The following is a 19,563-nucleotide window of genomic DNA, read 5'->3' as shown; positions in this document are numbered from 1 at the left end:
AAAAAACCTCACGAAAAGAAGTTATTGTCTAACTTACCCATCTAATAGATTACGATTTGATGACGATGTGTCCGCTTTCCTACTAATGAAAACAAACGTTTGTCAAACCCATCTAATCCTTGATGTTATTTTCTATTTTTTACCTTTATATGGTTTGAAATAGATTCCTCCATCAATGGTGATTGTTCCGGTCTTTCCTTTCGGTAAAGCGGAAATCACCTTGACATATTCATTCAACGAGTTAGAAAAAGCCGATGTACTCAATAAGACGGTATTTCCGTCTGTCATGAATAACTTCAATCCCCCCTTGTCCGTCTGGTCATTGGCTACGATTTCCGAAATCCGGCTCCGGACTTTCGGCTCGATTTTGACAAGTTCCTTTGTCAGACGTTCCAGGGACTGATCCGTAAATCCTGTTAGAATCGGAGCATCAAACAATTCTTCCTTCGATTTTCCGGGAATAATCGTTCCATCCGCTAAGACGATCCGGGCGCCCGGTTTATCTTTGGCATACGCAATCTCTTTTTCTTCGACGACGTCAACTTCATAATGATGTAAAAACGTTTTTTTCATCGTCGCTTCGCGTATACCCGGGACATTTTCAATCCGTTCCAACACGGCTTCTTCCGACACATTGAAAGCATGTGTCTCCTTCACCTTAATACGTGAGGCTTGAATGATGTTTTCCTTCTTGACGTTCACGGTGCCGGTGACGTCAAACGTCGCGACACGCGAGAAACTCGATTGAAGATAGAAGACGACACCAATCAATAGACCGATCAGGATGAGGACATAGATTAAACGCCGGTTCGCCTTTTTCCGACGCTGCTCACGGACATATGGAATTTTATCTTCTAAGCTGCGGACAGTCGTATCCATCTTCGGCTGGCTTGCCGGTTGTTGTTCCTTCACGTAAGCCTCTCCCTCCATTATGTTTAATTTCAGTACCTTATCGGTCTATTCCTGCAATGCTTTAGTTATTTTGCTGAATCAACCGTGATAATTCATCGACCAAATCACTTGCCGCATTTGGCATGCCGAGTGCGAGCGATGCTTTTGACATGTTGGCTTGATCGGCAATCGCCTTCGTACACGCCTCGAACAATCGGTCTCCCGTCAATTCGGATTCACGGATCAAAAGACTCGCACCTGTCTCGACGAGTGATGATGCGTTCACTTCCTGATGATTTTCCGTCACGTATGGACTTGGAATCAAGATACTCGGTAAACCGAGCGTCGTCAATTCAGCTAACGTACTTGCTCCGGAACGCGAGATGACCAGTTGACTCGCTTTTAATATCAACGGCAAATCGTAAATGAATGGACGCAATTGAATCCGGTCCGGTAATGTTCCTAACTGCGTCTGAATGTCTTCATAGTGGACCTGGCCGGTGACGAACAATAACGACCAGTCAGTTGCTGTCAACTTGGGAATCATCTCGACGACTGCTTTATTGATGGCCGGCGCACCTCGGCTGCCGCCGTACACGACAATCAGGGGGCGATCCTGATCAAAACCATATTTTTGTTTTTCTTCGATTGGATCGATTTGCAACATCGCAACTTCCGAAGCCCGGGGATTTCCGATTAGAATCGTTTTCCCTTCGTTTTTCCCGAAATGATGACCAGACCCTTTAAAGGATAGTGCCACCCGGTCGACATAACGCGCCAAGAATTTGTTGGTGATTCCAGGTAAGCTGTTTTGTTCATGGACCAACGTCTTATACCCCATCTTCGCTGCTGTATAGAGGACGGGACCGCAGACAAAACCACCTGTTCCGACAACGATATCCGGTTGGAAGTCACGCAGAAGTTTTCGGACGCGGACAACACTTTTCATGAAACGGAAACCGGTCTTGACGTTCTCAAACGACAAGGAACGGCGTAGTCCTGAAATTTCAATTGATTCAAACGGAATGCCTGCCCGGCGGACGATGTCCGCCTCGAGTCCATTCTCAGTACCGATATATAACACTTCACATGCCATACGACGTTCAATTTCTCGGATCATGGCTAAGGCGGGATAAATATGTCCGCCAGTTCCGCCACCTGAAACTACGATTCTCATTTCTTCGTCCCCCCTACTTTTTGGACAGAACGGATGAAATGTTCGCCACGCTCTTCATACGTCTTGTACTGATCCCAACTGGCCGATGCCGGAGAAAGTAAAATGATATCGCCGGGCTGCGAGACATCGAATGCCGTGACTACCGCTTCTTCCATCTCACGCGTTACCGTCGAGGCGATTTGTTGATCGGCTGCCAAATCAGCGAAGCGTTGACCTGTCTCACCGAGTCCAATGACATGTTTGACATGGGTCATCGCACTTTTTAACGGTGTCAAATCTGCGCCGCGTTCGAGTCCACCACAAATCCAGATGATGGACGAGTGAAAACCAGACAAAGCCGCTTCCGTCGCCACATTGTTTGTCGCTTTTGAATCATTGTAAACTTTCCGTCCGGCAAACTCGCCGATGTATTCCGTCCGGTGTGCGACTCCACCAAATGTCCGCAGAACGTCTTGAATCGCTGTCAAGGCAATCCCGAACGGTTCAATCAATGTCAAGGCGGCCAGGACATTCTCGAGATTGTGTCCACCACCAAGCGCCAGTTCACTGACCGGAAGAATTTTTGTTTGACCGACGAAGATCATACCGTTTTCGACATGTGCATAGGCCGGTTGACGACGTGAAAACGTCAATCGTTCCGCTGCCGCTGTTTTGCTCAAGCGCATGACTTCCTCATCGTCCGCATTTACGACAAGGCGTCCAGCTTCATCCATGTTTGAAAAGATTCGTGCTTTTGCTGCCGCGTAAGATGTTACATCTCCGTGATAATCAAGATGAGCCGGCGACAAGTTTAAGAATGCTGCACTGACTGGTTGGAATGATTGAATCCCCATCAATTGAAAACTGGATAACTCGATGACGATGACATCATCTGCAGCCGTCTGCTGGGCAACTTCAACTGCCGGGAAACCAATGTTTCCAGCTAAATGAACGCGTCTTGACCCCTGTTTCAATAATTCATGGACCAGTGTCGTCGTCGTCGTCTTACCGTTTGATCCGGTAATCGCGACCCAATCTGCTTTCGTTGAACGGTATGCTAGTTCAACTTCTGTCCAAATCGGAATGCCACGCTCAATTGCCGTCTGTAACAACGGAATCTGATACGGAATCCCCGGATTTTTTACGATTAATTCTGTTCCATCCAGTAAGGATAACGGATGACTTCCGAAAATCGTTTCGACTTCCAAGGATTCAAGCGTTTGTACGTCGGCTTCCGAAGGAGTCCCCCCATCATTCACCGTCACGACAGCTCCCGCCTTAACAAGATAGGTCGCTGCTGCAATTCCGCTTTTCGCAGTCCCAAGGACCAATATTTTTTTCTTCTCCAGTTCAGAACTCTTCATCATTAAATCGCTCACTTTCTTGACCACGAATTTCGATTACACGAACAGATAGGCGATTAACGCCACGATTAAGCTAATCGAAGCAAATGTTCCAACGATTCGCCATTCACTCCAACCGACCATTTCGAAATGGTGATGAATCGGACTCATCTTAAAGATACGTTTTCCTGTCGTCTTGAAGGAAATGACCTGCAGGATGACCGATAATGTCTCAACAACGAATACAATTCCAATTAATACTAACAATAATTCCAGCTTCAATAAGATCGATAAACCAGCAAGGGCTGCTCCTAAAGCAAGTGAACCGGTATCACCCATAAAGATTTTAGCCGGGTAAACATTAAACACAAGGAACCCGATCAATGCACCGACAGCTGAAAAAGCAAATAAGGCAACACCCGGCTCATCGGCGATGAACCATCCGTAGAGACCAAAGAACAAGAACGTCGGAATAGCCGTAAAGGATACGAGTCCATCCAGTCCGTCCGTCAGATTGACGGCATTCGAGAATCCGACGAGCCAAAATAACGCGACGAGCGGATACAGGATACCGAAATCAATCGACCATGACGTAAATGGAATCGACAGATACGTCGCCTGACTCGAAAATCCACCGCTTAACCAGACAAACAACAGACCAACAACGATTTGCCCGACTAATTTTTGCTTTGAGTTCAAACCAAGGTTTCGCTTTTTGACAACCTTGATGTAATCATCGATAAATCCGATCGCCCCGTAGGCAAGCGTTAAGAACAGTAACGACAGATGACTCCGGTCCAAGTCTCCCATCAACAAGAGAACAATCAGGCTACCGATCATAGCCAGCAAAATGACGATTCCACCCATCGTCGGTGTTCCTGATTTCACTTGGTGCCAATCCGGACCTTCTTCCCGAATCTCTTGACCAAATTTAAGGCTGTGTAAAAAAGGAATCGCTTTTGGCATCACGAGTACGACAACCAAAAACGCAATAATTAAACTGATGAATAATGTGATCATTGCAAACACCTACTTTTAAGGATTAAGTTTCATTTAAATATGTGAAGATTTGTTCCAGTGCCAGCCCACGCGAAGCTTTCAGCAAGACAACGGTTTGCTTGCCGAGCAACGGTTGGAGCAGATGTGCTGCATCTTCGACCGTGTCCGCAAATTGGACTTGGACAGTCGGATCAACAATTCCATCCGCGATATGACGACCTTTCCCCCCTACAAGAATAGCATGGGATACAGGAAGTGCAATCTTCTTCCCGACAGAGGCATGCAACAGGCGTTCCTGTTGACCGAGTTCATACATATCGCCGAGAACGACGACTTTATTCGTAAATCCGTCGAGCGTTGCAATGGTCTCGATTGCCGCATTCATCGAAGTCGGGCTGGCATTATATGCATCGTTAATGATGGCAGTTTGACCGTACATTAAACGTTCCATCCGCATGGGTGTCAATTGGACCTCGTTCAATCCTGCCTGAATCACTTCGTCCGTAAGACCAAGTGCTCGAGCTGTTGCAATCGCATACGCTGCATTCCGGATTTGGTGTTTGCCAAGGACCGGTAAGTTGAACGTCGCACCATCAAATTTGAATGTCGTCCCGACGAACGTCGCTTCCGCCTGTTCGATGACATACGTATTGGTCGCATGATACCCGATCCGTTCAGCCTCCACTTCTCCTAACAGCGGTTCATCCCCGTCTACGAAGAGATGACCATTCGGTTTTAATCCTGACCGGATTTCTAGTTTGGCTCGGGCAATTCCCGTTCGTCCGCCGACCTGTTCGGCATGTGACTCGCCAATGTTCGTCACGAGTGCAATATCCGGTTCGGCAAGATTCGATAAGAGTTCGATATCTCCAAACCCGTTCATTCCCATTTCGAGAACAGCAACTTCCGTCTCGTTCGGCATCATCAAGATCGTCAACGGCATTCCGATGTCTGAATTGAAGTTACCTGCCGTTTTATGCGTCCGGAACGACTGTTTCAGGACACTCTCAATCATATCTTTTGTTGATGTCTTGCCGTTTGATCCAGTAATCGCGATGACTTTTGGCGCCACTTGCTGTAAATACCGTTGTGCGATGACCTGTAACGCCTGTAATGGATCTTCGACTTCAAGAACCGTAATGTCCATCTCCGGAAGAGGAATCCCTTTTTTCCACAACGTAGCAATCGCACCTTGAGCAACTGCTCCCTCGATGAACGAATGTCCGTCGACGCGTGCTCCCTGGATTGGGATATACAACCCTTCCGTGAGTGTACTTCTTGAATCCGTCGCAAAATTTCTTAATGACCGTGTATCGGTTTCTTCCAATCCCAACCACTGGGCGATCTGTACAATTGTTACCATCCCTATTTCCTCCACTCGATTACAGCAAACGAGGACGAACAGAAGTCAACGAATGACTCCGGTCCGTCCTCGTTTCACTGCAGAAATCAGGAGACCGCTGTTTCTTACTCTTTTGGTTCAGCGAGTTCCACCGTCAGCTTTCCATTTTCTTTCACTAGTGTACCAGTTCGTGCCGATTGTTTGGTTACAAAACCTTTACCAATCACGTCTAACTTTAAATCATAGAGACTGACAAGTTTTTTAACATCCCGTTGTGACCAACCGGTGATATCAGGCATTTTGAACGTCCGTCCTGTTTTAAAGAGGACACGTTCCCCGCTGACGAATTCTTGTCCGCGCGTCGGTATTTGTGAGACGACTTCAACCCCGTCACCCAAAACGACCGGTACGGCCCCCTGTTCCTTCGCCATCGCTTCTGCTTGATTCATACTTTTCCCGATGTAACTTGGAATGATTTTAGCCTTGACATCCACCGACTCTTTTTGAGTCGCAGGTTTGATGCTTCGATATTGCAAAGCGGTATTCATGACACTTTTGAAGACCGGACTCATGATACTCGGTCCGGAAACCGACGACTCATTTTTCGATGGCCGGTCGACAGCGATGTACATGATCAATTCCGGATCATCTTTTGGCGCCATTCCAATAAAGGAATGAATAAACTGCCCTTGGATGTATTTTCCGTTTTCTGAAATCTGTGCCGTCCCTGTTTTTCCGATGACACGATAATCTTTCAGCTTATACATTTGTCCGGTACCGATTTTACTGTTGACGACACCATCCAACGCTTCACGGGTCGCTTTTGCCGCTTCCGCAGAAATCGGTTTTCCGACCACTTCCGTTTTTGCTTTATACGGCGCTTTATCCGTATGATCCGCTTTTTGGATAATGTGCGGTTTGACCATTTCACCGTTTCCGGCAATTGCTGTCGCCCCTTGGAGAATCTGCATCGGCGTCACTGCCGTCGATTGTCCCCATGATGTAATCAACGTATTCAACGGTTTAGACAGATCAGATTGGCTGTTCACTTCACCCGAGATGTCTATACCCGTTTTTTGATCAAAATGAAACTTCTTGAAATAGTCTTTATACCGTTCGATTCCAAGCTTTTCAGCTGTCAGGATCGAGAACATGACGTTTGAGGAATGGTAGACCCCTTCAATCATCGGAATCGTTCCCCAACCGACATCATTGTAGTCTTTGATGACAGTTCCCTTGTAATTGTAACTCCCTGATTTATACGGTTCGTTCGGACGGAAGACTCCTGCATCGATGGCAGCAGCCAACGTAAAGATCTTCATTGTCGATCCGGGTTCAAACCGTGAGGAGACCGCAAAATTCGTAAAATCCGTCATATCGCGTAAATTCGGATTAAACGACGGACGATCCGTCATCGCCAAAATTTCGCCTGTCTTGGCATCCATGACGATTCCTGTCGCATTTTTAGGTTTGTACTCGTTGTACATCTTTTGCATCTGTTTCTCGAGTGCTTGCTGGATCCGGTGATCGATGGTCAGATAGAGGTTCGATCCGTCTTTCGGCTCATTCGAGATTTTCGAAGTCCCTTGAACCAATTCTCCGCCGCTGCGATCTTTTTCAAAGACACGGGAACCAAACGATTCACGTAAGGCTTCATCATACTGTTTTTCGATGCCCATCTGTCCTTTTAAGACGACCCGTCCATTATCTTCTGTGATTTTCTGGACGAATCCTAACGTATCGGACAGGAAAATCCCGTTCGGATAATAGCGCTTCGGTTCTTCAATCAATCGAATCCCCGGCAGCTTTAACCGATCAATCTGTTCTTTCTGATCAACCGTCAAATCGTTCCCTTTTTTACCGAATTCGATTTGGGAGCGGTTTTTATTTTCAATCAGATAGGTTTCCAATTCTTTAACCGACATGCCTAAAATCGGTGCAAGTCCGGTTGCTGTTTTCTTAAAGTCGACTACTGTCTCATCCGGATCTTTTTCCCCACCTAACCGGTAAACGGCGACCAAATGATAGGACGGGATGTTAATGGCAATCGGCGAGCCCAGTCGGTCAAAGATTTCTCCACGTTCTGCCGACAGCGTGGCCTGGGACTCCCAACGTTTCTTTTCCGCGTAGACAAGCATGTCTTCCCCGTGGAATTTCTTCGTCGTCGATAAGTACAAAAAGCGTGAAATGAACACCAAAAAGAGAGCAGCAAATATCAACATGACAATGGCTACTCTCCGTCGGGATTTAGATAGTGGATTCATTTAGGAATCACCTTGATGTTCCCTTTTCGCATATCAAGACCTTGTTCTTTCGCAATCTTGTAAATTCGTTCTGGAGAGCTTAAGTTGGTCACTTCAAGTTGAAGACGTTCATTTTCTTTCTTCATCTCTTGCGTGACTTGATTTTCCTTCGCGAGATCCCGGCTGACATTATACGCTTCGTTATGAGCGCCAATCGTCATACTGCCGAAAAGGACGATTCCGCCAATCATCGCACTGTACAAAAACTTCTCAAATGGATATAGACGATATTTCGGACGAACCGCAACACGACGTGCGATATCTTCCGTCTTACGTGGTTCTTGGATAGGTTGCTGCCGAACGGGTTCCATGGTTTGCATCGGCTTGCGAAGTGGCTCTGCCATTTGAATGCTCCTTTCAACTTTCCTTCATTTTTTCAACGATTCGTAACTTGGCAGAGCGTGATCGACGATTGTCATCGAGTTCATCGTCTCCTGCTGTAATCGGTTTTCTTGTCACCAGGCGTAGTTCCGGTTCAAACTCTTTAGGAATCATCGGTAACCCTTGCGGAAGCTCAGGTAACGATGACTTCTCTTTGAACGCTTGCTTACACATGCGGTCTTCGAGTGAATGGAAGGTAATGACACATAGGCGTCCACCGACAGCGAGTAAATCAATTGCTTGATAGACGGCGCGGTCGAAGACATTCAATTCATCATTTACAGCAATCCGAATCGCTTGGAACGTCCGTTTTGCCGGATGCCCTCCTTTGCGGCGGGCCGGTGCCGGAATCGCATCTTTGATCAATTCGACCAGTTCAAACGTCGTTTCAATCGGTGCGATTTCACGTGCCTTCTCAATCTTGCGTGCAATCTGTTTGGAGAACTTTTCTTCCCCATATGTAAACAAAATTCGAACAAGATCGTTATACGGCCACTCATTGACGACTTCGTATGCCGATAGCGATGATGTTTGGTCCATACGCATATCGAGTCGGGCATCAAAGTTGTAGCTGAATCCACGTTCGCCTTCGTCTAGTTGCGGAGAAGATACACCGAGATCAAATAAAATCCCGTCCACTTTTGTCACAGATCGTGCTGCTAATTCTTCTTTTAAATGTACGAAATTACTTTTTATTAAAGTAAAGCGACCTTCATACGCCGCGAGACGTTCTGCTGCATGTGCCAGTGCGACATCATCCTGATCAAACGCGTACAGATGTCCTGTCGTTAACTGTTTGACGATCTCTTCACTGTGTCCTGCTCCACCTAACGTACAATCGACATAAATCCCGTCAGGTTTGATATTCAGCCCTTTAATGGACTCCCATTTTAATACTGTTTCATGCTCAAACATGTGCTGCCTCACCTTTCACTGTCCAAACTGGACGTTACTCTTTTTCAATGTATCATATTCTTTCTTGAAAACGTTACGAAAATGAGACAGTTTCCTTGATTTTTTGAACTTTTATGTATCTTTCGTTAAAAAAACAAAAAAACCTGCTGATTTCGCAGGTTTATAGCATGATTTTCAATTGTTCTGCCTCAGTTTGTTCATATTGCATCCGCAAGGTCTGAACTAAATTCAAACCATAACGATTCAGCCAAGGTAAGATCGAATGAATCCGTTCCTGGGGTGCATGATCGGGTGCCAATTGATATTGCAGTGCCCGATCCGAACGGTTCGCTTGTTCATGAAGACGCCGTTTTTGTTCGACGATTGTTTCCAAGGCAAGCTGCAGCTGTTTATTGAGCTTCGTCGCGACAGCTGTCGTCTGCAATTCCTGTTTTTCAATCCGGGTGACTTCTTCGACCAGGACTGCACCTAACACGGTCGAGTCATGTAATTGTCCTTTAGTCGCAGTCGCATCGAACGCTGCAAGAGGGACACCTGTCTGAAGCACTTGCTCAAGGCTCAGACCATGGCGCCGAAGCCCCTTCTCTTCCTTCGCCTGCAACATGACAGCTCCCATCCGTGGAAGCAACAGCGGCATCGTCCAATCGAAGTGATGGAATAATGGTCGCAGTCTCGTCCAATATGCAATTTCACCCGGTCCTCCGATATAAGCGAGCGTCGGGAATAAGTAATCTTGCATCAATGGACGCGTGACGACGCTGTTTGAAAAACGTTCCGGACTTGTATACAGCAATGCCAACAGTTCCAGTTCCGTATAGGTCTTTCCTTGTTTCGTCACAAAATCTTGGCCCGGGTATAACAAATCGCGTCCGATATCCTCAACAAAGAGGTGGGCCGCTTCTTCATTTAGAAATGTATCCGGCAATTCGGTGGTTTGTTGGATACCTTTCGATAAGGCTTGGCGGATTTCTGCATTGTCTTGAATCAGCCGTTCGAAAAATGGAATTTCAAGTTGACGGACTGTTTGCGTATCCGCGTCAAAGAAGATGATATCGTGATCGACAAGTTCTCCTAAGAAAGAAGCGAAAAATTCTCCATATGTCGAACTGGATTCGATTAACCGGTCCGACAATGCCAACAGCTCTTTTGTGTATGGCGTCTCTCGTTCAGTACATAATGCCTGACGTACGATTTCCTTGACGCCCGTCTGATCGAAGGCCAAGCGGCTGACAGAGCGCGAAATCGAGTCCGGCGCCTGGACGGCCAGCTTCCGCGTCCGGAAATCATGTGTCGGGACGATCAGGTGATTGATTTCATCAAAATCATGGTCTTCGGTTGCGAGCCAAAAGATCGGGAGAACTGGACGACCGATCAGTTCTTCCGTTTGGCGGGCAACCTTTAGACAGGTCAGCAATTTATAAACGGCATACATCGGACCGCCAAAGATTCCGGTTTGTTGACCGGTAATTACAACTTGCGCCTCACCTGTCCGCAACAGTTCGAGACGGTTCTTCAAGCTGTCGCTCAACCGAGGATTTTGCCGTAACAGTTCGTCGACAAGCGCGTTCAGATGCGGATACTGCCGTTCTTGTAAAAGGCTGCTCCTTGCCTGCATTCCTTCTGTTCCAATATGATCAACGTATTTCGAAAATTCCTGGCGCGAGACTTTATGCATCAATGAATCTTCATCATACAAGGCATGAAATGATTGTACCTTCAAACAAAATCCCTTCTTTCTGACAAAATCAATGAATGAACAGTTGTTGAATTCCGATTCCAAACAGCATCAACTGAACGGGAAGAGCAATCAAGATCGTAATCCGCCAACTGTGTCGTATCATTTGTATATAATCCACGTCCACTTTTTTAATGCGTTGCCATAAAGCGTTGACCGCAAAAATCAAGAGTACGGCAATCAATAACCATCCTAAGTAATTTTGACCTGTCAGTGCAATCAACGCGACGTGAATCCCATACAAGACGATGAATGTACCTAAATCAAGTGCCAACCGAACTGCTTTTCCATGTTGGCGAAAGACAGCCAAAAAAATGATATATAGACTAACTAAGCTGAAGACTGGAAAGATAATAAACCACGTCACATCGAATCCCCTCTTTTTTCCTGAGATTTAATCTGATGAAAATAAAAAGTCAGTAAGGGCGTCGGATTCATCGCGTGTTCCAGGACAAAACCGACAATCGGTTCAATTTCCGTCTGTCTTCCCCGCTCTAGATCTTGAAGCATCGACGAACGATTTAATGCAGTCCGTCTGATGACCTGTTCGATTTCTTCGTAGCTGATCGGATGTTCTGGAAAGACGTTCCGTAACTCTTCAAAAATACCGTACGCCTTTTCAGCATAGGGCGTTTCCAATAATTGACCGTTTGTAATCCGGTAATAGGCTGTCAATGGATTGATGACCGCATTCATGAATAATTTCGTTAACATGACCTGCTCGATATTCGGAACATACTCAAACTGTAACGGTGTCGCTTCAAGCATTGGAACAGGTACTCGTCCGTAGCGGATGCGTCCCATCCCGGTATGTTGCACCGCGTATCGTCCCGTTCTCATGGCACCGTGTTCCACGACCCCGAACAAAGCATCCTGGACCTGCTCTGCTTCTTTCACATGCCCCATTCCGTTCTGTAAGAACATGACCGGCATCTTTCCGGTCGTCAGGTAAGGCATCACACTTTTTATATCATACGACTTTGTCGTCACGAACACCAAGTCTTGTGACTCGAATTGATCAAGTGGCCGTACCTCTATCGGTCGGCTGACTTGATCATCCCGGAGGATGGTGACGTCGTGCCCTGTCGTTTGTCTCGTATAGAGTGTCACATGGTGTTGTTCTGCAAGGTAGGACGCGATTAACAATCCAATCGATCCCGCACCGATGATTCCTATATTACTCATCCACTCACGCTCCTTCTTTCATCAAAAAAAGCGACCTGTCAAACCGATTGCTCGATTCTAGGGTCGCTTTTATACCGATCATTCAGCTTACTTGCTGACGATTTCTTTACCTTTGTACGAGCCACATGCTTTACAAACGCGGTGTGAAAGTTTCATTTCACCACAGTTTGGGCACTCGACCATACCTGGTACACGGAGTTTGAAATGAGTACGGCGAAGACGTTTGCGTGTTTTCGACGTTCTGCGGAATGGTACTGCCATCGTTGTCCACCTCCTTGAAAAAATACACTCGTCTTTTTATGAAAAGATTAGGAATCCTGATCTTTTTTAAAGAACTGAGCGAGACCCGCAAGTCGCGGATCAATTTTTGGTTCAGTTTCTTCTGGCGCTTCTTCAGAGAGAACCGTCCAGCCTTCCCCTTGAACCAACTGATTTTCTTCATCATCCCCATGCACTTGCACTGGCACATGAAGTAAAATCAATTCTTGCACGAGTGGTTGAAGATCAACCGTATTCCCGTTCGGTAAGTTGATCTCATCCGAATCACTCGGAACAGCATCAACCTCGAGCAGGAACGACTCGATGGATTCAATCTCGAACGGGTACGCGACGTCACTCAGCGTCCGGGCATCCGGAAGCGTCATTTCACCTGTAATCCGGAGATTGAATATTAATTGATTCGATGTAAACGATGCATTTGCACGAACGTGCACAGGTTGCACCGCCCGGATATCCGGATGGAGGGCGATAAGCTCAGGAAGCTCAATCGTCTCGTTAACCTGAAGTTGACCCAGATTGCGCAATTTATTCAATTGCATCAGGGACCATTTCATCCGAATCACCTCAATTGCAACAATATGAATTATAGAGAGGACATCTTGTTTTGTCAATGTTTTTTCTTTACACTGAAATCGCTAGAGAACGAACACTTTTGGACGTCTTCATCCATATTACCGCACTTAATTCGGTTTGCAAAGGAGAAAGTTTCATGAGAATGACTGCAATTATTTCTGAGTACAATCCGTTTCACAATGGACACCTTTATCAAGCCAAAATCGCCCGCCAGGAAACCGGTGCTGATTTGATTGTTGCGATCATGAGCGGGACGTTCACACAACGCGGGGAACCGGCCTTTACAGATAAATGGTCGCGCGCACAAGCAGCCGTCGCAAGTGGTGAAATCGATCTCGTTCTCGAACTTCCATTTTATTTCGCTGTCCAACGGGCTGACCGCTTCGCCCTCGGCGGGGTAACGATTGCGGAGACCATCGGAGCCGAAAGTTTATCGTTCGGGAGCGAATGTGGTCAGTTGGCCCCTTTCATCCATGCCGCTGCCGAAAATCATGAAGCGAGTCCACGTTATCAAGAATTGGTCCAACAAGGACTAGCACGCGGACTGTCTTCGGCAACAGCTTCCAGCCAAGCGTTTCGGGAAATGACGACCACCCTGGACTTGACGACACCGAACAATACTCTCGGCTACTATTACGCACGGGCTGCCTCCACGATTACGTTACACACGACTAAACGAATCGGAAGCGGCTATCATGACCTTTCGACCGGCGACATCATGAGTGCGACGGCTATTCGCGCCTACTATGCCAACCACCAGTCGTTAATCGGTTTGCCGAAACTGACCGCTGAGACACTCCAGAATGCGGTCTTCGCTTCATTTGAGCCCTACTATCCTTTTATTCGCCACCGCCTTCTGACAACCCGTCTCGATGATTTGACGCAATTTAATGGGATCGATTCCTCTTTAGCCCCGCGATTGATTGAAGGAGCACGCAGGAACGAGACGTTTGATGACTTCATGACTGCCATAAAAACGCGCCGCTATACCCGGACCAGCCTTCAACGCACACTGATTTACCTGTTGACTTCAACTATGACAAGCGAGATGGATAGCATTGCATTCAATCAGATCGACTATGTGCGTCCGTTGGCATTCAATGATAAAGGACGCCTCGCCTTACGTGAAATCAAACAACGTATTCCGGTCATCTCGACATTCGAAAAACATCCTTGGCTCATCAAAGAAAGCCAAGTCACAGCAGCGTACGCTGTGCCCTTGGCTCGTTATGACGCCCTCGAAGAACATCGCCGTTTTGCTCATTTCGCCGGCAACGCTTCTAAGTAATCCAGTGCATCTTCCACTGTCTTGATCGGGACGAGTTTCATATTCGTCTCGATTTTTTTGATGGACGGTTTGGCTTCTTTGTAATTTTCACCGGACGGGACAAACATGATTTCTGCATCCGCTTCGTCTGCCGCTACGACTTTTTGCCAAGCGCCGCCGATCGGACCGACTTGTCCACCTTCTTCAATCGTACCTGTTCCGGCAATTTTGTACCCTTTCGCTAAGTCCCCTTTCGTCAGTTGATCGTAAATTTCGAGCGTAAACATCATTCCAGCTGACGGTCCGCCGACATCTTTGACGTTAAAATCGACTTCTGGATCCGTTTTGACCGAAGACATCGGAAGCGGCTCGTAAATCCCCAGTCCGACCCGCTCTGATTCCTTCGTCAGCTGACTGACCGTGATGTCCGTTTGTCGCTGTTTTTTGTTTCGCAGGAACGTCAACTCCATTTTTGTCCCTGCCTTTTTACTGCTGATCGTTTTCATGAATCCGCTCAATGAAGTAATTGCTTCGTCCCCAACCGCCGTGATTTGGTCCCCCGCTTTCAACTTCCCGTCTGCCGGACCGTCCGGAATGATGCCCGATACATAAATGCCCTTGAAATCGACAGTCGCCTTTTTCCCTGCGAGCTCATACCCTTCAATCGTCGCATTATGCTGGGCTTCTTCCATGTATAGCTTCTGACGTTTCTCATATTGCGCATCCGACTCACCGTCATACAAATAGTCACTGACACTCGAACGGTCCGCAAACGGCAAAAATAGGCTCTCTACGAGAAAATACGGAGTCGCCCGGCGCTGGGCAATCGTCAACATCATTAAATCCCCCGGCTCCTTCGTCGCTCCTTCGACATCAATCAATTGCTCCGTCGAGGTCGCATCTCCGGGATAGGAGATGAAATACGGAAGCGGAACAAAAAAAGCAATCATCGCTGCGAGCACAGCGGCCAGTGCCGGTTTCCAAGCTTTCATCTCAATTCTCCTTTGCTGTATTTATGACGTAATGCTTCTTCAACGGCAGGAGGTACAAGTCCGGCAACGGAGGCACCGTATTTCGCAGCTTCCTTGACGATCGATGAACTCAAAAACGAATACTGGTTATTTGTCATCATAAACAACGTCTCGATTTGATCATTCATTTTTTTATTGATTGAGGCGACCTGCATTTCATATTCAAAATCTGATACGGCACGTAATCCACGGACGATGACGTCTGCTTCGACCTCCGAAGCATAATCGACGAGTAACCCGTTAAAGGAATCGACTTTAATGTGCGGTAAATGTTCCGTCACTTCCGAAATCAGCTCCATTCGTTCACGCACCGAAAACAGCGGTTGCTTGGAGGAATTGTTCAGTACGGCAACGATGATTTCGTCAAAGATGGGTGCTGCCCGTTCAATGATATCAAGATGTCCGTTCGTGATGGGATCAAAACTCCCGGGACAGATGGCGATTCGTTTCATGCTTGTTCCTCCAGTTCTGTAAATTCATACAATGTAATTGAGATGACCGTAGAGTATCGCAGACGTTTGATGACCTGTAAACGGCCGATTTCATCCGGTAACTCCGTCTCCGTTCCATGTTCACAAATAATAACGCCATTGTCTGTCAGCATGTCATGTTGATCTATGTACGCCACTTGATCAGCGAGTTGCTCCTTCGCATACGGTGGATCAAGAAAAATCAGTTTAAAAGGTGACTCGCCCGAAAGTTCCGATAAAGCCACCGTCACGTCCTTCTTTAAGACGCGGCTTCGCTCTGTAAAGCGGGTTGTCTCTAAATTTTCTTTGATTGTTTGAATCGCTTTGAAATGTTGATCGACAAAAACCGCTTCATCACACCCTCGTGATAATGCTTCGATCCCAAGACCGCCACTGCCGGCAAATAAATCGAGTGCCTTTCCTCCGTCAAAATACGGTCCGATGACATTAAACAAAGACTCTTTGACTTTATCTGTCGTCGGTCGTGTCTGATCCCCCGGTACAGCTTTGATTCGCATCCCTTTTCGTTCCCCTGATATGACCCGCATGCATTCTCATCCTTTCACAAAAAAGCGACGAGGATGACCTCATCGCTCTACCTGTTAGACTTCTTCTTGTATCTTACCTTTTTTATTTGCATAAGTTTCACTGATGAACGGTCGTTCTGATCGAATGACGCTTTCGACAAACGGTAATTCTGTAATCCGTTCAACCACCTGTTCATGTCGTTCCAAATCAACGTATAAAAAGACGTATCGTTCCCGTTTTGAAGTGAAATAGACATTTCCGAACCGACGCAATTGACGTGATGCTTTCAATGCATTGACATAGACGATAAGTCCAATTCGATCCTTGATCACACACCGTTCCTCCCTTGTGTCGTTCTTAACCGCTACAGCTGCAGCTTCCTCCAGTCGAACATCCGCCTGCGCATCCTTGATCGAAAAACGGATTTCCAGTCGGTACTTTGATTTGAGGAGAGACTTGTCCTGCCAGGACGAGACTGACTTGTCCGAGAAGCGTTTCCAATTGTTTTTCAGCTTTTTTAAACTGCGCGACTTCCTCTTGTAAATCCAGTGCACGTTTAATTTCATGTACTTTTTTTGTGATGGTTTGATAATCCGGATGATACCGGCCAAATCGTTGCACCAATTCGTACTCTTCCTTGATTCGGTTGAAGTCCCGAATCACATCCTGTGCTTGTCTTGAGTTTGCACGTGCCTGTTTTGCTAATCTATATGCTTGACCTGTTTCGCTTTGCGAGAGAGAGTATGCAAGGTCTTCCGCTGCGTTGATGAGGTCGATTGTTTTATCTGAATAAATCACAACGAATCTCCTCCTTAACTTAACCATCATATCATAACATTTATCTCGCTCCTAGCACGCTGAATTGTGTATAATTTGTTCAGAAGGAAGGAATGAATTGTATGCAATTTTTATCATTTAACATGTTCCGGACGATTGGAATCAAAACCGAACATGCGAAGTCGGATTATCATTTTGATTCATTAAATAAAATCGCCCAGGCGGATGTCATCCTGTTCCCGGAATACTGGCAGATTCATTCCATCATCTATGGAATGAAAAAACCGATTTTTCCTTCAGCAGCGACGTTCCATTTGGGTCACGATAAAATCGAAATGACACGGATTTTCAAAACCGTTATTCCCGATAACATTCCCCGGACAGAAATTTACGGAAAAAACGAATTCACGATTTCCCGTGTACTCGATCAGTTCAGTTTTCCGTTCGTCGCCAAGACCGTCCGCAGTTCCATGGGTCAAGGCGTCCATCTGATCAAAAATGACGCGGACTGGGATAAATACGTGGCGCAACATGATACGTTTTATGTACAGGAATATATTCCGAATGAAAAGGATTTACGTGTCGTCGTCGTCGGCGATCACGTTCTCGCTGCCTACTGGCGGGTCGGCGGTACCGAGTTCTTAAATAACGTCGCTCAAGGGGGTGTCCTTGATTTCGAGAACATTCCACAGGAGGCACTTGATTTTGTGCTGACTCTCGCTAAGCAACTTGATATCGATCATGCCGGATTTGATCTCATTTTCCGGGACGGTCATATTTATGTGCTTGAATTTAACGTTTTCTTTGGCGGAGAAGGGTTAAATCATCTCGGCATCCATGCACCGGATACGATTCTTGAATACGTTGAGCGAAAATACGGAAGTTCATGAATTCTTCAAATTGACTTCACAACTTTTTCTTTATCGGTTGTTTCATTATGGTATGATAGCTTGGAAAGACTAGTGTACGCTAGCAAACTGGGGTATAGGGGGATTCACACATGAAGTTTGAACAGTTCGGAATCGAAAATAAGGAAATGAAGTTTGGGTTACTCGAAACGATTATGGCGCATCACCGTTTCGTCCGTGAAGGACAATGGGATTATGAGCGTGCCATGTATGACATGAAGTACGAAAAACAATCGACGGGCGAGGTATTTTACCTCCGTATTCCGGTCTATGCCATTCAAGGTGAGATCGAGGACCGTCAAGCAGTCGTTCGGATGTTGACACCGTTACTCGGAAAACATTACTATCCGCACGGCGTCGAGTACGATGAGGAGTTCCCTCCTGAAATCGTCAAAGACTGCGAACGCCGCTTGACTGCACTACTTGAAACGCTCGAAAAATAAGCATCAAACGAATCAAAATTCACCTTTCGTGGATTTTGATTTTTTTTTTTGCATATCCATTTCTTAAAAAAGGTTGTAAAAAGGAGGCACCTTCTCATGAACCGAGAAAATGCCTCCTTTACTTTTTCCGGACATCTCGCTGGAATCGATGGGTTCCGGTTACTTGGCCACCAACTGAAGATAGTCGAGCACATCTTCCCCTAATTGGAGGTTTACTTGTTCACGCAAATAGTGATACAAACCCGGAAGCCGGGTGGCGTCGACCTGGACTTTCAAGCTGAATGAAATCGAGTCTCCGGATAATCGTTTGATCCGTGCTACAGTTGCGCCGAAATCAAGGACTGTACAGAGTAAAAGTTCTTCAATCGCTTGTACGGAGACCGTCACTTCGCCTGTTACTTCATACTGCTGTTCCATCACGGTATTCACTCCTTCGCAAGTTGTTTGACCGATGTCATTACTTCCTCTAAGTCAACCGGTTCGTCTGTCGTTTTTGCCATCGAAGAAATCGCCCGGACTTTATTGTCCCGATCAAGGATGAACATCTGCGTGCCGTGTGTCACCAAGCCGCTTTCTGCTTTTGAATAATAGAAATTCAATTGGCGTGTCAGACGATCGATGACGACATCGTCTCCCGTCAAGACTTTCCAGCCTTCTGCATTCGCCTCGAAGTTGGACGCATATTTTTTCAGGACTTTTTGTGTATCCACTTTCGGGTCGACCGTAACCGCAACAAGTTCAACATCTGTTCCGTACAATTCTTCAGCACGTAACTGTTTTTCTAATTTGCGGTAATCGTTTAACGTTAACGGACAGATGTCCGGACAGTTCGAGTAGAAAAACGTCAAGACTTTGACTTTTCCATCTTCCGAACTAAACTGCTTTCCATCGACTGCATTCGTCAATTCAAACGGAGTTGGTTCCGCAATGACAGGTAATTTTTCTTTCATGAAAAAATAATAATATCCGCCTGCTGCAGCCACTAAAATCAATACGACTGCGGCGACAGTCAAATAACTGTTTTTCTTCAAATCAAG

23 protein-coding genes are annotated in these 19,563 nt (G+C 46.4%); 3 read left to right on the top strand and 20 right to left on the bottom strand.

What is annotated here, in order from left to right:
* Positions 1-132: 132 nt before the first annotated feature.
* The 13 genes from DVG79_RS03235 to DVG79_RS03175 form a co-directional block, all read right to left on the bottom strand.
* Positions 133-912: a cell division protein FtsQ/DivIB gene (locus DVG79_RS03235; protein WP_114595434.1), complete on the bottom strand. Its 780-nt coding sequence runs from the start codon at positions 910-912 to the stop codon at positions 133-135.
* Between the two features lie 61 nt (positions 913-973).
* Positions 974-2,068 carry an undecaprenyldiphospho-muramoylpentapeptide beta-N-acetylglucosaminyltransferase gene (gene murG / locus DVG79_RS03230; protein WP_114595433.1) on the bottom strand — a complete coding sequence of 365 codons (1,095 nt, stop codon included), beginning with the start codon at positions 2,066-2,068 and terminating at the stop codon, positions 974-976.
* Positions 2,065-3,414: a UDP-N-acetylmuramoyl-L-alanine--D-glutamate ligase gene (gene murD, locus DVG79_RS03225; RefSeq protein ID WP_114595432.1), complete on the bottom strand. Its 1,350-nt coding sequence runs from the start codon at positions 3,412-3,414 to the stop codon at positions 2,065-2,067. The genes murG and murD overlap by 4 nt, the downstream gene beginning before the upstream one ends.
* A 33-nt stretch (positions 3,415-3,447) precedes the next feature.
* A complete protein-coding gene (gene mraY / locus DVG79_RS03220; RefSeq protein WP_114595431.1) occupies positions 3,448-4,410 on the bottom strand; it encodes a phospho-N-acetylmuramoyl-pentapeptide-transferase in 963 nt (320 codons plus the stop codon).
* A gap of 22 nt (positions 4,411-4,432) precedes the next feature.
* Positions 4,433-5,752, bottom strand: coding sequence for a UDP-N-acetylmuramoyl-tripeptide--D-alanyl-D-alanine ligase (locus DVG79_RS03215; protein WP_114595430.1), 1,320 nt, complete (start codon positions 5,750-5,752; stop codon positions 4,433-4,435).
* A 104-nt stretch (positions 5,753-5,856) separates the two neighbouring features.
* A complete protein-coding gene (locus tag DVG79_RS03210) occupies positions 5,857-7,995 on the bottom strand; it encodes a penicillin-binding protein (protein ID WP_114595429.1) in 2,139 nt (712 codons plus the stop codon).
* Positions 7,992-8,378, bottom strand: a complete 387-nt coding sequence (gene ftsL, locus DVG79_RS03205) for a cell division protein FtsL (RefSeq protein WP_114595428.1) — start codon at positions 8,376-8,378, stop codon at positions 7,992-7,994. Before ftsL ends, DVG79_RS03210 begins: the two co-directional genes overlap by 4 nt.
* Positions 8,379-8,391: 13 nt before the next feature.
* On the bottom strand, positions 8,392-9,330 hold the full coding sequence (rsmH, locus tag DVG79_RS03200) for a 16S rRNA (cytosine(1402)-N(4))-methyltransferase RsmH (protein WP_114595427.1): 939 nt from the start codon (positions 9,328-9,330) through the stop codon (positions 8,392-8,394).
* 160 nt (positions 9,331-9,490) lie between these two features.
* Entirely contained in the window at positions 9,491-11,050 is a 1,560-nt protein-coding gene (bshC, locus tag DVG79_RS03195; protein WP_114595426.1) for a bacillithiol biosynthesis cysteine-adding enzyme BshC, read from the bottom strand.
* Between the two features lie 25 nt (positions 11,051-11,075).
* Positions 11,076-11,432, bottom strand: a complete 357-nt coding sequence (locus DVG79_RS03190; RefSeq protein ID WP_114595425.1) for a DUF3397 domain-containing protein — start codon at positions 11,430-11,432, stop codon at positions 11,076-11,078.
* The gene (locus DVG79_RS03185; protein WP_114595424.1) at positions 11,429-12,250 is read right to left on the bottom strand and encodes a ketopantoate reductase family protein; all 822 of its coding nucleotides are present in this window, start codon (positions 12,248-12,250) and stop codon (positions 11,429-11,431) included. Before DVG79_RS03185 ends, DVG79_RS03190 begins: the two co-directional genes overlap by 4 nt.
* An 87-nt stretch (positions 12,251-12,337) precedes the next feature.
* Positions 12,338-12,511 (bottom strand): 50S ribosomal protein L32, encoded by a 174-nt coding sequence (gene rpmF / locus DVG79_RS03180; RefSeq protein ID WP_012370841.1) that lies wholly within the window; start codon positions 12,509-12,511, stop codon positions 12,338-12,340.
* Between the two features lie 47 nt (positions 12,512-12,558).
* Entirely contained in the window at positions 12,559-13,083 is a 525-nt protein-coding gene (locus DVG79_RS03175) for a YceD family protein (RefSeq protein ID WP_114595423.1), read from the bottom strand.
* 155 nt (positions 13,084-13,238) lie between these two features.
* Between DVG79_RS03175 and DVG79_RS03170 the strand changes: the two genes are divergently transcribed.
* Positions 13,239-14,390: a tRNA(Met) cytidine acetate ligase gene (locus tag DVG79_RS03170; RefSeq protein ID WP_114595422.1), complete on the top strand. Its 1,152-nt coding sequence runs from the start codon at positions 13,239-13,241 to the stop codon at positions 14,388-14,390.
* On the opposite strand, the gene DVG79_RS03165 is transcribed toward DVG79_RS03170, so the two are convergent.
* Genes DVG79_RS03165 through DVG79_RS03145 form a run of 5 tightly spaced genes read right to left on the bottom strand, consistent with a single transcriptional unit; the run spans position 14,363 to position 17,196 of the window.
* Complete coding sequence (locus tag DVG79_RS03165) at positions 14,363-15,361, bottom strand: SepM family pheromone-processing serine protease (protein WP_114595421.1); 999 nt, start codon at positions 15,359-15,361, stop codon at positions 14,363-14,365. The two genes, DVG79_RS03170 and DVG79_RS03165, sit on opposite strands and share 28 nt — an antisense overlap.
* Positions 15,358-15,852, bottom strand: a complete 495-nt coding sequence (gene coaD / locus DVG79_RS03160; RefSeq protein WP_114595420.1) for a pantetheine-phosphate adenylyltransferase — start codon at positions 15,850-15,852, stop codon at positions 15,358-15,360. The genes DVG79_RS03165 and coaD overlap by 4 nt, the downstream gene beginning before the upstream one ends.
* Positions 15,849-16,418 carry a 16S rRNA (guanine(966)-N(2))-methyltransferase RsmD gene (gene rsmD / locus DVG79_RS03155; protein WP_114595419.1) on the bottom strand — a complete coding sequence of 190 codons (570 nt, stop codon included), beginning with the start codon at positions 16,416-16,418 and terminating at the stop codon, positions 15,849-15,851. Before rsmD ends, coaD begins: the two co-directional genes overlap by 4 nt.
* 54 nt (positions 16,419-16,472) lie before the next feature.
* Positions 16,473-16,730 (bottom strand): YlbG family protein, encoded by a 258-nt coding sequence (locus tag DVG79_RS03150; protein ID WP_114595418.1) that lies wholly within the window; start codon positions 16,728-16,730, stop codon positions 16,473-16,475.
* A gap of 25 nt (positions 16,731-16,755) precedes the next feature.
* The gene (locus DVG79_RS03145) at positions 16,756-17,196 is read right to left on the bottom strand and encodes a YlbF/YmcA family competence regulator (protein WP_012370848.1); all 441 of its coding nucleotides are present in this window, start codon (positions 17,194-17,196) and stop codon (positions 16,756-16,758) included.
* A gap of 101 nt (positions 17,197-17,297) precedes the next feature.
* Here DVG79_RS03145 and DVG79_RS03140 point away from each other — a divergent pair, with 101 nt between their 5' ends.
* The gene (locus DVG79_RS03140) at positions 17,298-18,065 is read left to right on the top strand and encodes an ATP-grasp domain-containing protein (RefSeq protein WP_233494513.1); all 768 of its coding nucleotides are present in this window, start codon (positions 17,298-17,300) and stop codon (positions 18,063-18,065) included.
* A gap of 110 nt (positions 18,066-18,175) precedes the next feature.
* Entirely contained in the window at positions 18,176-18,526 is a 351-nt protein-coding gene (locus DVG79_RS03135; protein ID WP_012370850.1) for a YugN family protein, read from the top strand.
* Between the two features lie 159 nt (positions 18,527-18,685).
* On the opposite strand, the gene DVG79_RS03130 is transcribed toward DVG79_RS03135, so the two are convergent.
* Together DVG79_RS03130 and DVG79_RS03125 are read right to left on the bottom strand one after the other, a co-directional pair.
* Positions 18,686-18,943: a hypothetical protein gene (locus DVG79_RS03130; protein ID WP_114595416.1), complete on the bottom strand. Its 258-nt coding sequence runs from the start codon at positions 18,941-18,943 to the stop codon at positions 18,686-18,688.
* Positions 18,944-18,951: 8 nt separating this feature from the next.
* A complete protein-coding gene (locus DVG79_RS03125; RefSeq protein ID WP_114595415.1) occupies positions 18,952-19,557 on the bottom strand; it encodes an SCO family protein in 606 nt (201 codons plus the stop codon).
* Positions 19,558-19,563 lie beyond the last annotated feature (6 nt).

The sequence above is a fragment of the Exiguobacterium sp. RIT594 genome, from assembly GCF_003339585.1.
GTDB lineage: Bacteria > Bacillota > Bacilli > Exiguobacteriales > Exiguobacteriaceae > Exiguobacterium_A.
Note: the sequence above shows the minus strand (reverse complement) of the source record. Positions and strands in the feature narration are given on the sequence as shown.